The 12,879-nt window shown below is 61.9% G+C and carries 14 protein-coding genes; 6 read left to right on the top strand and 8 right to left on the bottom strand.

Annotated elements, in window-relative coordinates:
• Positions 1-40: 40 nt before the first annotated feature.
• Positions 41-922, bottom strand: coding sequence for a LysR substrate-binding domain-containing protein (locus CKW07_RS19530; RefSeq protein WP_095146609.1), 882 nt, complete (start codon positions 920-922; stop codon positions 41-43).
• 144 nt (positions 923-1,066) lie between these two features.
• Here CKW07_RS19530 and CKW07_RS19525 point away from each other — a divergent pair, with 144 nt between their 5' ends.
• From CKW07_RS19525 to CKW07_RS19510, 4 genes are all read left to right on the top strand, one after another.
• Entirely contained in the window at positions 1,067-2,368 is a 1,302-nt protein-coding gene (locus CKW07_RS19525) for an FAD-binding oxidoreductase (RefSeq protein WP_095146608.1), read from the top strand.
• Between the two features lie 45 nt (positions 2,369-2,413).
• The gene (locus tag CKW07_RS19520) at positions 2,414-3,502 is read left to right on the top strand and encodes a polyamine ABC transporter substrate-binding protein (RefSeq protein WP_095146607.1); all 1,089 of its coding nucleotides are present in this window, start codon (positions 2,414-2,416) and stop codon (positions 3,500-3,502) included.
• A gap of 76 nt (positions 3,503-3,578) precedes the next feature.
• A complete protein-coding gene (locus CKW07_RS19515; protein WP_095146606.1) occupies positions 3,579-3,950 on the top strand; it encodes a hypothetical protein in 372 nt (123 codons plus the stop codon).
• A 3-nt stretch (positions 3,951-3,953) separates the two neighbouring features.
• Positions 3,954-4,136, top strand: coding sequence for a DUF1289 domain-containing protein (locus tag CKW07_RS19510; RefSeq protein WP_095077179.1), 183 nt, complete (start codon positions 3,954-3,956; stop codon positions 4,134-4,136).
• Positions 4,137-4,163: 27 nt separating this feature from the next.
• On the opposite strand, the gene yghX is transcribed toward CKW07_RS19510, so the two are convergent.
• Together yghX and CKW07_RS19500 are read right to left on the bottom strand one after the other, a co-directional pair.
• Positions 4,164-5,051, bottom strand: coding sequence for a YghX family hydrolase (yghX, locus tag CKW07_RS19505; RefSeq protein ID WP_095146605.1), 888 nt, complete (start codon positions 5,049-5,051; stop codon positions 4,164-4,166).
• Positions 5,052-5,207: 156 nt separating this feature from the next.
• Positions 5,208-5,708 carry a PaaI family thioesterase gene (locus CKW07_RS19500; protein WP_095146604.1) on the bottom strand — a complete coding sequence of 167 codons (501 nt, stop codon included), beginning with the start codon at positions 5,706-5,708 and terminating at the stop codon, positions 5,208-5,210.
• A gap of 177 nt (positions 5,709-5,885) precedes the next feature.
• Here CKW07_RS19500 and CKW07_RS19495 point away from each other — a divergent pair, with 177 nt between their 5' ends.
• On the top strand, positions 5,886-6,119 hold the full coding sequence (locus tag CKW07_RS19495) for a ParD-like family protein (RefSeq protein ID WP_095077174.1): 234 nt from the start codon (positions 5,886-5,888) through the stop codon (positions 6,117-6,119).
• Complete coding sequence (map, locus tag CKW07_RS19490) at positions 6,116-6,910, top strand: type I methionyl aminopeptidase (RefSeq protein WP_095146603.1); 795 nt, start codon at positions 6,116-6,118, stop codon at positions 6,908-6,910. The genes CKW07_RS19495 and map overlap by 4 nt, the downstream gene beginning before the upstream one ends.
• Before the next feature lie 63 nt (positions 6,911-6,973).
• Here the strand turns inward: map and CKW07_RS19485 are convergent, their stop codons facing one another.
• From CKW07_RS19485 to gcvH, 5 genes are all read right to left on the bottom strand, one after another.
• Entirely contained in the window at positions 6,974-7,951 is a 978-nt protein-coding gene (locus CKW07_RS19485; RefSeq protein WP_095146602.1) for a TerC family protein, read from the bottom strand.
• A gap of 188 nt (positions 7,952-8,139) precedes the next feature.
• Positions 8,140-9,798, bottom strand: coding sequence for an arylsulfatase (locus tag CKW07_RS19480; RefSeq protein WP_095146601.1), 1,659 nt, complete (start codon positions 9,796-9,798; stop codon positions 8,140-8,142).
• Positions 9,799-10,037: 239 nt separating this feature from the next.
• Positions 10,038-11,009, bottom strand: a complete 972-nt coding sequence (gene lipA / locus CKW07_RS19475; RefSeq protein ID WP_095146600.1) for a lipoyl synthase — start codon at positions 11,007-11,009, stop codon at positions 10,038-10,040.
• 86 nt (positions 11,010-11,095) lie between these two features.
• The gene (gene glyA, locus CKW07_RS19470; RefSeq protein ID WP_095146650.1) at positions 11,096-12,352 is read right to left on the bottom strand and encodes a serine hydroxymethyltransferase; all 1,257 of its coding nucleotides are present in this window, start codon (positions 12,350-12,352) and stop codon (positions 11,096-11,098) included.
• 56 nt (positions 12,353-12,408) lie between these two features.
• Positions 12,409-12,792 carry a glycine cleavage system protein GcvH gene (gene gcvH, locus CKW07_RS19465; RefSeq protein WP_095146599.1) on the bottom strand — a complete coding sequence of 128 codons (384 nt, stop codon included), beginning with the start codon at positions 12,790-12,792 and terminating at the stop codon, positions 12,409-12,411.
• Positions 12,793-12,879: the final 87 nt, after the last annotated feature.

Below are 12,879 nucleotides of genomic sequence, written 5' to 3'. Positions count from 1 at the left end.
TTTTTTTATCTTCTGGATCCCACAGATTTCTGTGGTGTTCTCAGGGCTGCTGGAAAAACCAGTCCAGTACCGCCTGGCGCGTCGGGTGTAAGGCGCTGGAAGGTTGCAGGTACAAGGTGTAGGCACCACCGGTTCTCAGGGCGGGGCCGAAGGGAATGATCAGTTCGCCGCGATGGATGTGCTCCTGCGCCAGTGTCTGGTCGGTCATGGCAATGCCCAGCCCGCGCGCGGCGGCATCCAGGGCCAGTTCGTCGAGGTTGAAGGTGATGTGCTTGCAATCCTTGGCGGGTTCCAGCGATTGCGCCTTGAACCAGGTTGCCCATTCCAGCTGCCCCGTTGAACCATGAATCAATGGATAGCCACCCAGTGCTTCGCGGGAGGAGGGGGGCGGTTTGCCGTTGACCGAAGTTGGCGCGCACACCGGTACCAGAAACTCTTCGAACAGCACGTGGTGCGTCCCATCGTCCGGCACGGCGGGCAGGTAGAGAATGCAGGCGTCGCATTCCCCTGACGGGTCGACCCGCTCGGTGGCCACGGTTTCAATCGACAGTGCCAGGTCAGGGTAGCGCGCATAAAAATCGGTCAGGCGGGGCAAGAGCCAGCGCACGGCGAGCGACACGTGGACCCGCAGGCGAAACGGCGAATCCCGCGGTGCCAAGCGCTTTTCCAGGGCCTGCAAGTCGTCCAGCATCTTGCGTGCGGTTTCAAGCACTTCCTTGCCTTCGACGGTCAGCGACACGCTGCGGCTGCTGCGAATCAGCAGCGCAACGCCGTAGTGGCTCTCCAGTTGTTGAATCTTTCTGCTGACCGCGCTCTGGGTCAGGCACAGCCGTGCCGCCGCTTCGGTGAAGTTGCTGGCGGTCGCCACTTCGACAAAGGCCTGAAGGGCTTGCAACGAGGGCGGTCGAAAGAATTTATCCATGCGAAAACCGAATGAATGGATGCATTAATAACGTTGGATTGCCCATCCGTATCCCCATAAATTCTGGTGGTGGTCGTCAATTGGCAGGCATGTGCTCATGCTAATTGCTCATGGCTATAGCATTCAACGGTATGAGGTGAATAGATGACTGAAAATACCTGCGGCTGGATTGCGCAGACACCACCGTCTGCTGCGCAACCGCCCTTGCATGGGAGGCAGACGGCGGACTGGCTGATCATTGGCGGTGGGTTCACCGGGCTATCGGCAGCCCATACCCTGGCCGAGCTGCATCCCCAGGCGCGGATTGTCATCGTCGATCGCCAGCGTGCCGCCCAGGGGTCGTCGGCGAGAAACTCCGGGTTTGTGGTGGCCCATGAAAACCCGGCCGGTGACGATCTGCTCGGTCGTCCGGGGCACGACTACTACCAGGCCAGTACGCAAATCAGCCGCGCGGCCAGCGAAGAAGTGCGCCGCCGCGTGAGTAGCCTGGGCATTGCTTGTGATCTGCAGGAGCAGGGTTACTTCTTTGCGGTGCACGACCCGGCCAAGCTGGAAGACGCTGCATTGCGCGTGCAGACCTTGCGCAACGCCGGGGCCGATGCACTGTTACTGCAGGGGCAGGCCTTGAGCCGGTGCCTGGGCACGGAGTTCTATCGGGCGGGGATCTGGTGTCGAGGAGGCAATGCCTTGTTGCAACCGGCGAAGTACGCCAAGGGCTTGCGCGATACCCTGCCGGAATCGGTCTCGGTCTATGAGTACACCGACATCACCGCCCTCACGCGCTTGGCCAATGGCAACCTCAGCGCTTCGTCAGCCCAGGGCCGCGTGGAAGCGCCCCAGGTGCTGATTTGCGTCGGGCCCTTTTTGCCCCGTGTTGGTGTCCGTGAGCCGGTGTTCCCCCTTGAACTCAGTGCCTCGCTGACCCATCCATTGAGCGATGAGGAGTTCGCCCGGATGGGCAATCCGCAGCCCTGGGGGGTACTGTCCACCCGGCCTGCCGGCGCGACGTTGCGGCTGACGGTCGATCGCCGGCTGCTGATCCGCAACACCGTGGAGTTCCGCTCCCGCGACCTCGATGGCGCAGCCCTGGGCGCGCGTCGACAAACCCACCTGCGGGGTTTGCAGCGCCGATTCCCCTGGATCACCGAGCAGCATTTTCAGTACAGCTGGACCGGTCACCTGAGTGCCACGCGCTCTGGGGAACCACGTTTTGCCCGGCTGGAGCGGGGTATCCACACCGTGGCCGGCTGCAATGGCTCCGGTGTTGCGCGCGGCACGTTATGGGGGCGTTTGCTGGCAGAGATGGCGTCTGGCAGCCAGTCGCCCCTGCTCGACAACGTGCTCGCCCAAGCCGAGCCGGGCTGGCTGCCACCGGCGCCATTTTTCGATATCGGTGCCTCGGTCCGCCTGCGCTACGAGGCCTGTCGCGCCAAATCAGAGTCCTGATCCACACCCATTACCCACGTCGGCGCCTTGCCAGGAACAACAATAATGATTACGCCCAAACACATCGTACTTGCACTCTGCGCGGCCTCAAGCGGGGCGGCGGTGGCCGCTGAAGCCGTACGCATCTCCAACTGGAGCAGCTACATCGCTAGCGACACCCTGAGTAACTTCACCCGGCAAACGGGTATCCAGACTACCTACGATTTGATCGACAGCAACGAGATGCTCGAGGCCAAACTGATCACCGGCAGCAGCGGCTACGACGTGGTCAGCCCGTCAAACCACTTCCTGGCGCAATTGATCAAGGCCGGCGCCTTGCAGAAGCTGGACAAGGACAAGCTGGCCAACTGGAAGAACCTCGACCCGCAATTGCTGAAAATGCTTGAGGTCAACGATCCCGGTAATCAGTACGGCTTTCCCTACATGTGGGTGACCGTTGGCATCGGCTACAACGTCGAGAAGATCAAGGCGATCTTTGGCAACACCGATGTCACTCACAGCTGGAGCCTGCTGTTCGATCCGCAGAACATCGAGAAACTCAAGCAATGCGGCGTCGCGTTCATCGACAACTCGACGCAGATGTTGCCGATCACCCTCAACTACCTGGGGCTCAAGCACGACAGCGAGGACCCGGCCGACTACCTCAAGGCCGAGGCCGCCTTGCTGAAGATCAAGCCCTACATTCAGTACTTCCATCAGTCCAAGTACGTCAGCGACCTGGCCAATGGCAACCTCTGCGTGGCCATTGGCTTCAGTGGCGACATTGCCCAGGCCACCGCCATTGCCCGTGAGGCGAAGAACGGTGTCGAGCTGGCGTATTCGATCCCGCGGGAAGGCTCGACCCTGGCCGTCGATATGGTGGTCATGCCCCGCAATGCCCCCAACCAGGACAACGGCTACGCCTACATGAACTACCTGATGGAGCCCAAGGTGATCGCCGACATCAGCAATTCGATCCACTATCCGAACGGCAACAGTGCGGCCACGGATTTTCTGGAGCCGGGCCTGCGCAATGATCCGGCGATCTACCCGGCGCCAGAGGTCATGAGCACCCTGTTCCCACTGAAGGCCTTGCAGCCCAAGGTCATGCGCCAGGTCACCCGCCTCTGGACCAAGGTGGTCAGCGGACTCTGAGCCGGGTCGTTCAAGGGCGCGGGGAGGTATCGTATGATGGGCACCTTAGATCGCCACCCCCATTCAAGGATCCCCCATGTCGTTGAGCAAACGCGATCAGGCCCGTATCGAACGCCGCCTGATCGCCACCCTGACCGAAGCCTGCGAAACGGCCAAGGCAGAAATTCCGGGGTTCTCCTGGCTCACCCATGAACTGGACTATGAGCAGTTTCCTTCGAGCCTGAGGGTCGTCTGGGTCTTCGATACCCAGGTCCATCAGGACCGGGCACTGGCCGCCGGGCAGGATGCGCGCATGGTCGAGCTGACGGCCATGGCATTACGCGAGGCGGATGTGCCCGTCAGTCCGGTGGCGGCCCATGTGCAGTTCGACAGTGAAGAACAGTGCCAACGCAGCCACGGCGGCAACTGGCAGCAGCGCCTGGCGCGCAAGCGTTCGGGGCGGGGTTGAGGCATGGCCAAGGACATTGAAAACCCGTGCATCGCCGTGTGCCAGTTGAGCGGTGAACTGTGTGTGAGTTGCGGGCGCAGCAAGGAAGACATCCGCAAATGGAAGCGCATGAAGCGCCCGGAAAAAATGGCCGCCGCACAGCGCGCTACCCAGCGCTTGAAGAGCCTGCAGAAAAAGAATGCCTGATACCCCGAGGTTACGCTCGACGCCGGCTTAACTCAGGTAACGCTTGAACCAGTCCAGAGTCCTGCTCCATGCCAGCTTGGCGGCCGCCTCGTCGTAGCGCGGTGTGGAGTCGTTGTGGAAACCGTGGTTGGCACCGGGGTAGATATAGGCCTCGTAGGTCTTGCCCGCCGCTTTCAACGCCTGTTCATAGGCGGGCCAGCCTTCGTTGATGGCCTTGTCCAACTCGCCATAGTGGAGCAGCAGCGGGGCCTTGATTTTCGGCACATCCGCGGCGGCCGGCTGGCGGCCATAGAAGGGCACGGCGGCCCCCAGTTCCGGATAGGCCACGGCTGCCGCATTGGCGACGCCACCGCCATAGCAGAATCCGGTAATGCCCACTTTTCCTGTGCTCGCCTCATGTTTCATCATCCACTCGATGGCGGCGAAGAAGTCGTTCATCAGTTTGGCGGGATCGACGGTCTGCTGCAGCGCCCGGCCTTTGTCATCGTTGCCGGGGTAGCCGCCCACCGAGGTCAGGCCATCCGGTGCGAGAGCGACGAAGCCGGCCTTGGCCAAGCGCCTGGCGACGTCTTCGATGTAGGGATTGAGCCCACGGTTTTCATGCACGACCACCACCGCCGGCACCTTGCCGGTGGCCTTCGCCGGGCGCACCAGATAACCCCGTACCTGCCCGTGCCCCTTGGGCGAGGGGTAAGTGACGTACTCGGCGAGGATGTCCGGATCGGTAAATTCCACTTGCTCGGCGAGGGCGTAGTTCGGGCTCAAGGCGGCGAGGAGGGCGGAGGCGGTCAGTCCGCCCAGCGCGAACAATGCCGCGCGGTCGAGAAACTCACGGCGGTTGATCTTGCCGTGGGCGTAGTAGTCGTAGAGTTCCAGCAGTTCAGGGGCAAAGTCTTTGGCAGTGAGACGGTTCATCGGTGCGCTCCCATTCAGGCTTCGGATTGCCCCGCTGGCAGGGGCTGACTGGCACGGCTGGCGTTGAACCATTAAAGCAGCTTTCAACGCCGGCCGAAGGCACGCTTCCCGGCGGTAGGGCCGGGCACGCACCGCGTCAACCTGACAGGCCCCGCCTCAGTCTTCACGACCATGGGCGGCGGCCGCCAGTTGCCCGGTATCGACGCGCACAAAAATGGAGTCGCCCACTGCCGTGAGCACATCGGCTGCGTACACCTCGCAGATCACCCGGGTCTTGCGCCCGACCTCACCTTCCACCCTGGCCCGCAAAGTGAGTGGGACGCCCATGGGCGTGGGCTTGATGAACTTGATGCCCAGGTTGCCGGTCACGCAGTCGATGCGCGGCAGGCTGCCGGGGCTGCGCTGCTCTGCCCGATAGTGGTAGGCCATCACCGTCCAGTTCGAATGGCAATCGACCAGCATCGCGATCAGCCCGCCGTACACCAGATCGGGCCAGCCGCAGTACTTGGCCTCTGGCAGATGCTCGGCCACGACGTGCACACCGTCTTCATGCCAGGTGCTCTTGATGTGCAGCCCGTGCGGGTTGCGGCTGCCGCAGCCAAAACAAACGCCTTGCGGCGCAGCGGTGTCTTGCAGGGAGGTGTGGAGCGTGGGCATGCCTGGGTCCGTCCTGGGAAATGGAAAAACCTAGCCTAGCGGATTTTGCGTCGGACCAGAACCGTCGAGCGTCGTATGGTCCAAGGGAAAACGGCCATTCCCCGGTCCCAGGAATTGCTACCCTGGCCTCGGATCGGCTAATATACGATTCATATGCATTTCATATAGGTCGACCCCGTGGGTATCGTCAAAATTTCAGAAGCCATGCACGAACATCTGCGCATTGCCAGTACGGCGCTGAGTCGCTCGATCAATGCCCAGGCCGAGCACTGGATGCGCATCGGGATGCTGGCGGAGCTGCATCCCAACCTGGACCACAGCGAAATCAGCCGCTTGCTGATTCGCGCCGAACAGGCCGGAGGCCTTGATTTGAAACAGCTATGCGAACCTGCATCGGGAGCCAGGCCATGAAGGCGAATAGTGTTGTGATCCATACCCCGGCACAAATCGCCCAGTCCGCCACGGCGGGCAAGCTGGCCGCCGAGGTGCTGGCGATGATTACCCCCTACGTCAAGGCCGGGGTCACCACCGATGAACTCGACCGCTTATGTCACGACTACATCGTCAACGTGCAGAAAGCCATACCCGGTAACGTGGGGTATCACGGCTTCCCGAAAACCGTGTGTGCGTCGGTCAATGACGTGGTCTGCCATGGAATTCCGTCGGCCAAGGCACTGCGCGATGGCGACATCGTCAACATCGACATCGCCGTGATCAAGGACGGCTGGTACGGCGACACCAGTCGCATGTACTTCGTGGGCGAGCCCACCCCGCAGGCACGGCACCTGGTCAAGACCACCTACGAGGCCATGTGCGCCGGCATCCGCCAGGTTCGTCCCGGCGCTACGCTGGGCGACGTCGGGCATGCCATCCAGTCGGTGGCCGAGACAGCGGGGTTCAGTGTGGTGCGTGAGTACTGCGGCCACGGGATCGGCAAGGTTTACCACGACGAACCGCAGGTTCTGCATTACGGTTATCCAGGCCAGGGCCTGAAGCTCAAGGCCGGCATGATCTTCACCATCGAGCCCATGCTCAACGCCGGCAAGCGTCATGTGAAAACCCTCGCCGATCGCTGGACGGTGGTCACCAAGGATCAGTCCCTGTCGGCCCAGTGGGAGCACATGGTCGCCGTGACGGACGAAGGCTTCCAAGTGTTGACCCCTTGGCCGGACAGTGTCGACGACTATCGCGCCATTGTCTGAACGGCTCAAGGTCATTGCGGTTCACTGGCAAGGGAGGGGGGGATGAGGGCGCGTGTGCTGCGCTCATCGATCCTCTTTCCTCGCTGGAATTTTGTCCTGGGTCAGGAACAGGCTCAGCAGCACCGAGCCCAGGATGATGCTGGCGACCAGCGCCAGTGACCATTGGATCGGCATGTGGAACCACGGCATCAGCGACATCTTGGTGCCGATGAACACCAGCACGATGGCCAGGCCATATTTGAGCAGGTGGAAGCGCTCGGCCATGTCGGCAAGCAGGAAGTACAGGGCGCGCAGGCCCATGATCGCGAAGATGTTGGAAGTGAAGACAATGAAGGGGTCGGTGGTGACGGCGAAGATCGCCGGGATGCTGTCGATCGCGAACACCAGGTCGCTGGCTTCGATCAGCACCATCACCAGGAACATCGGCGTCGCCCAGCGCACGCCGTTGCGTCGCACGAAAAACCGTTGGCCGTGAAACGTGTCGGTGATCCGCAGGTGGCATCGCAGCCAGCGCAGCAAGGGGTTCTTGTCGAGGTCGGGCTTGTGCTCGGCGAAGACCAGCATCTTGATCCCGGTGAGGATGAGAAAGGCGCCGAAGACGTAGAGCACCCAGGCAAACTGCGACACCAGCCAGACGCCGGCAAAAATCATGCAGGCGCGCATCACGATGGCACCGAGCACGCCATACAGCAGGACACGGCGCTGCAAGGACGGTGGTACGGCGAAGTAGCCGAAGATCATCACGAAGACGAACATGTTGTCGATCGACAGTGACTGCTCGATCAGGTAGCCCGTGAGGAATTCCAGGGTAATGCGTTGGGCGTCTTGCGCGCCGAACTGCCCGTGCAGGTACCACCACAGCAGCGCGGCGAAGGTCAGGGCCAGGCCGCTCCAGGCAATGACCCAGGACAGCGCCTCACGGGCGGACACCCGATGGGCCTTGCGCCCGCCCAGGACAAACAGGTCGAGCGCCAGCATGGAAACGATGAAGGCGATGAAGGCCGCCCACATCCAGGGTTCGCCGACATTGAGGGGGGACATGCCATTCTCCCGGTCTGGCAGGTGCAGTGTTCACCAGGGACTCCGTCATCCTATCGGGCCTGCCGGATCAGGAAAAATCGTTTATTTTTTGCGAACGCTTCGGGTTTTACGAGGTGTTGGCCTGTTGCCCGGCCGCCAGGGGCACTTGGCGGCAAGTGGCAGCCTCACGGGAGGCTGCCACCGCAGGGCTAGTTACCGGTAGGCAATTGCAGGTTGATGCCTTCTTTTTGCAGGTCCTCGCGTACCGACTGGAATTTCTGGTACTTGGACAACTCGATCGGCCCGTCATAACCCATGCTTTGCAGTTTGCGCGGCGGGTATTTGACATAGGTCTTCATGAGCGCGTTGATCGCCAGGCTGATCGGCACCATGGTCCAGGTGCGCTCGGTGACGTTACTCATGAAGATGTCGTAGCGCTCCTGGGGATCTTGCAGCAAGTCGAAGACTTGCGGTACGACCGCCACGTACTTCGACTCCCCTTTCCAGCCCAGGTTGGTGTCCACGGCCAGGCCGCCGGTCGCCACACCATTGTCGCCACGCAGGTTGAACACGGCCTTGTAGTTGCCTACGCGGGCCGCCCCCGGCGACAACTCGTTTTCGGTGAAGTAGAACCACTCTTTACGTGGGCCGGGGCCAGTACCGGTTATCACCGGGGTCATGTCGTAACTGTCGAAATAGATTGGCTGACCTTCGCGATCTTTCTCTGGCAGCTTCACGCCGGCAACCGAGGCAAATGTGGCCATCAGGTCGAGGCCGCCAAGGATGTCGTGGTTTTTCGCGTTCTCCTTGATTTTACCTGGCCAGGTCATGATCGCGGGGACCCGGTTACCCCCCTCGCGCACGGTGCCCTTGGTACCCCGGAACGGCGTGTAGCCGGCGTCCGGGTAGACGTCCTGCCAGGCACCGTTGTCGGTGGTGTAGACCACCAGGGTATTTTTATCCATCCCCAGCGCCTTGAGCTTGGCCATGATGCGGCCAATACGGGTATCGAGCTCAACCACGGAGTCGGCGTACTTGGACTTGGAGATCGACTTGTGGACGAACTCGGGGGCCGGCAGGTTCGGTTGGTGCACTTTCATGAAATTGACGTTGATAAAGAACGGCTTGTCCGACTTGGCGGCCGTGTCGAGGAACTCCAGCGCGGCTTTCTCGACATAACCGTCAAAGAAGGGAATCCCGACCACCCCTGGCTTGCCATCGATCACCGGCGTGTCCACGTACTGGCCATTGATCTTGAACTCTTCGACGGCCTTTTCCCCGGCCTTGCCCGAGAGCGCACCCTTGGTCACTTTGGCGAACATCGCCCGGGTGTCCGGGTCCATGTCGGGGAACCATTGCGGGTCGGCATAGGTGTAGGCATTGAGGTGATAGAGGCCGACGTATTTCATCACGTCATACCCCTGGGCATTGGGCAACGCATAGTCGGCTTCGCCCAGGTGCCATTTGCCGGTGAAGTAGGTGTCATAGCCGCCGGTCTTGAGCACCGAGGCCAGTGTCCACTCCGCCGCCGGCAAACCGCCGCCCTGGCCCTGGAAGGCCACGGTGGTCATGCCGCTGCGGTTCGGAATGCGTCCGGTCTGCATCGCCGCCCGGCCGGGGGTGCAACTGGGCTGGGCGTAGAACGAGTAAAAGGTTGTGCCTTCTGCGGCCAGCTCGTCGATGCTGGGGGTCGGCATGCCTCGGCCGACACCCCCGCCATAGGGGCCCAGGTCACCGTAGCCGGTGTCGTCGGAGACGATAAACAGGATGTTGGGTTTTTCGGTTTGCGCGGCTTGGGCAAAACCGTTAAGCGCGATCAGCAATGAACAAGCAGCGTAGTACCTGAAGCGATGTGGGAGCCTTTGCATGGTGGCCTTCCTTTAACGAGTGTCGATCCGGGTGGCTGGCGACGCAAATCTCGTCGGCACAACGACCAGGAATCCTGGTGAGTGACCCCTGACCATGAGCCTGGACAGTGCGAGGAGACCAACCACTCGATAGAACTCCCGTTCACTACTCAAGGCGCCCGCGAAAGCCTAGTACGGTTTTTCATTGCGTGCGATTCCGGCGGTGGATTTCAACATCGCTCGTAGAACGGGGCGGGCCGTTACGCTTGTGTCAGGGTTCCTTGAACCTGTTGGTCGGCGTGGTAGGAGGAGCGTACCAGCGGGCCGGACGCGACGTTCTTGAAGCCCATCTTGTACCCTTCCTCGGCGAACCAGGCGAAGGTGTCAGGGTGCACGAAACGCTGCACCGGCAAATGGCTGCGGGACGGTTGCAGGTACTGGCCCAGGGTCAGCATGTCGATGTCGTGCTCGCGCATGCGCTGCATGACGTCGATGACTTCCTCGTCGGTCTCGCCCAGGCCCAGCATCAGCCCGGATTTGGTCGGGATGTGCGGCATCATCTGCTTGAAGCGTTGCAGCAGGGTCAGCGACCACTGGTAGTCCGAACCCGGACGCGCCGCCTTGTACAGGCGTGGCACGGTTTCCAGGTTGTGGTTGAACACATCCGGCGGCTCGGCGGCGGTAATTTCCAGCGCGATGTCCATGCGGCCACGGTAGTCCGGCACCAGGGTCTCGAGCTGCACGTTCGGCGACAGCTTGCGGATTTCGCGGATGCAGTCGGCGAAGTGCTGGGCGCCGCCGTCACGCAGGTCGTCGCGGTCCACCGAGGTGATCACCACGTACTTCAGGCGCAGGTCAGCAATGGCGATGGCCAGGCTTTCCGGTTCGTTGACGTCCAGTGGCTTCGGACGGCCGTGGCCGACGTCGCAGAACGGGCAGCGACGGGTGCAGATGTCGCCCATGATCATGAAGGTCGCGGTACCGCCGGAGAAACACTCGCCCAGGTTCGGGCAGGAGGCTTCTTCGCAGACGCTGTGCAGCTTGTGTTTGCGCAGCAGGGCCTTGATCCGGTCGACTTCCGGGGACGCCGGGATGCGCACGCGAATCCAGTCGGGTTTGCGTGGCAGTTCATCGGTGGGGATGATCTTCACCGGGATCCGCGCCACCTTGTCGGCGCCGCGCAGTTTGATGCCCACTTGCACGGTTGCCGGGCTGTTGCCTGATGAGTCCACAAGCGCTCTCCTGTGCGGTGTCCTTGATAGATGAGAGGGGCAATCTGTCGGGGGCAATGCGGGAGGCGAGAGCCTCCCGCTGCCGATCAGCTGCGGTAGACGGGGAAGTCCATGCACATTGCGGCGGCCTGCCTGGCAACCTGTGCCTCGACATCGGCATCGCCGAGGTGATCGAGGATGTCGCAGATCCAGCCGGCCAGCTCAACGCACTGGGCCACCTTGAAACCACGCGAGGTCACGGCCGGGGTGCCGATGCGCAGGCCTGAGGTGACGAACGGCGACTGCGGGTCGTTCGGTACGGCGTTCTTGTTCACGGTGATGCCGGCACGGCCCAGTGCCGCGTCGGCATCCTTGCCGGTCAGGCCCTGGCGGATCAGGCTGACCAGGAACAGGTGGTTGTCGGTGCCACCGGACACGACATCGTAGCCGCGTTCGATAAACACCCTGGCCATCGCCTGGGCGTTGTCGATGACGTGTTGCTGATACACCTTGAAGCCTGACTCTAGCGCTTCCTTGAAGCACACGGCCTTGGCGGCGATCACATGCATCAGCGGGCCGCCCTGGCCTCCGGGGAACACCGCGGCGTTGAGCTTTTTCTCCAGCTCCGGGTTCGACCTGGCCAGGATCAAGCCACCCCGAGGGCCGCGCAGGGTCTTGTGAGTGGTGGTGGTGACCACGTCGGCGAACGGAATCGGGTTCGGGTACAGACCGGCAGCGACCAGACCGGCGACGTGGGCCATATCAACAAAGAGATACGCGCCGACTTTGTCAGCGATCTGACGGAAGCGCGGGAAATCCAGGGTCTTGGAGTAAGCGGAGAAGCCGGCAATGATCATTTTCGGCTGGTGCTCCACCGCCAGGCGTTCGACTTCGTCGTAGTCGATCAGGCCGGTGTCGGTGTCGATGCCGTATTGCACCGCGTTGTAGAGCTTGCCGGAGAAGCTGACCTTGGCACCGTGGGTCAGGTGCCCGCCGTGGGCCAAGCTCATGCCCAGCACGGTATCGCCGGCATTGAGCAAGGCCAGATAGACCGCTGCGTTGGCCTGGCTGCCGGAGTGTGGCTGGACGTTGGCGTAGTCGGCGCCGAACAGTTGCTTGGCGCGGTCGATGGCCAACTGCTCGACCACATCGACGTGCTCGCAACCACCGTAGTAGCGCTTGCCCGGATAACCTTCGGCGTACTTGTTGGTCAGGCCGCTGCCTTGGGCCTGCATGACGCGCTGGCTGGTGTAGTTTTCCGAGGCGATCAATTCGATGTGCTGCTCTTGCCGCGCCTCCTCGGCATTCATTGCCGCCAGCAGTTCGTCGTCGTAGCCAGTGAGCCGGTCGTGTTTACTGAACATGGTGCGGTCCTCGATGGTGCGTGTTGGATGGCCGATGTGGCGGGCAATCAATGCCTTTAGCCGTGGTCCTGGTCGTTGATCAGACGCTCGTAGGCGCTCTGGTCGAGCAGGTGGTGCATGGCGTCGGTGTCGTCGGGGTGCAGGCGGAAGAACCAGCCAGCCCCCAGTGCGTCCTCGTTGACCAACTCCGGGGAGGTTTCCAGGGTGGCGTTGACATCCACCACTCGCCCGTCCAGCGGCATGCCGATGTTGCTGGCGGCTTTCACCGATTCCAGCACGGCCACTTCTTCGCCGGCACGGTAGGCCCGCAACTCGGGCACCTGGACGAAGACCACATCGCCGAGTGCCTGCTGGGCAAACGGGGTGATGCCGACGGTGATCGAGCCATCGGACTCAAGACGCAGCCATTCGTGATCGACGGTAAAACGCAGGTTGCTCATATCCACTCCCCATTGTTCTGACTCGCCCGCTGCGTATGGCGGACGGCAATTGCCAGGCTGGTCCTGGTAGGAGCGAGCGTGCTCGCG

The organism is Pseudomonas sp. Irchel s3b6 (genome assembly GCF_900187415.1).
GTDB lineage: Bacteria > Pseudomonadota > Gammaproteobacteria > Pseudomonadales > Pseudomonadaceae > Aquipseudomonas.
Note: the sequence above shows the minus strand (reverse complement) of the source record. Positions and strands in the feature narration are given on the sequence as shown.

Excerpts from the sequence above, each read along its gene's own strand:
- CKW07_RS19525 (WP_095146608.1), top strand. The coding sequence starts at position 1,067 with ATGACTGAAAATACCTGCGGCTGGATTGCGCAGACACCACCGTCTGCT.
- yghX (WP_095146605.1), bottom strand. The coding sequence starts at position 5,051 with ATGAACCGTCTCACTGCCAAAGACTTTGCCCCTGAACTGCTGGAACTC.
- CKW07_RS19515 (WP_095146606.1), top strand. The coding sequence starts at position 3,579 with ATGTCGTTGAGCAAACGCGATCAGGCCCGTATCGAACGCCGCCTGATC.
- glyA (WP_095146650.1), bottom strand. The coding sequence starts at position 12,352 with ATGTTCAGTAAACACGACCGGCTCACTGGCTACGACGACGAACTGCTG.
- CKW07_RS19485 (WP_095146602.1), bottom strand. The coding sequence starts at position 7,951 with ATGTCCCCCCTCAATGTCGGCGAACCCTGGATGTGGGCGGCCTTCATC.
- CKW07_RS19480 (WP_095146601.1), bottom strand. The coding sequence starts at position 9,798 with ATGCAAAGGCTCCCACATCGCTTCAGGTACTACGCTGCTTGTTCATTG.
- CKW07_RS19500 (WP_095146604.1), bottom strand. The coding sequence starts at position 5,708 with ATGCCCACGCTCCACACCTCCCTGCAAGACACCGCTGCGCCGCAAGGC.
- CKW07_RS19530 (WP_095146609.1), bottom strand. The coding sequence starts at position 922 with ATGGATAAATTCTTTCGACCGCCCTCGTTGCAAGCCCTTCAGGCCTTT.
- gcvH (WP_095146599.1), bottom strand. The coding sequence starts at position 12,792 with ATGAGCAACCTGCGTTTTACCGTCGATCACGAATGGCTGCGTCTTGAG.
- map (WP_095146603.1), top strand. The coding sequence starts at position 6,116 with ATGAAGGCGAATAGTGTTGTGATCCATACCCCGGCACAAATCGCCCAG.
- CKW07_RS19520 (WP_095146607.1), top strand. The coding sequence starts at position 2,414 with ATGATTACGCCCAAACACATCGTACTTGCACTCTGCGCGGCCTCAAGC.
- CKW07_RS19510 (WP_095077179.1), top strand. The coding sequence starts at position 3,954 with ATGGCCAAGGACATTGAAAACCCGTGCATCGCCGTGTGCCAGTTGAGC.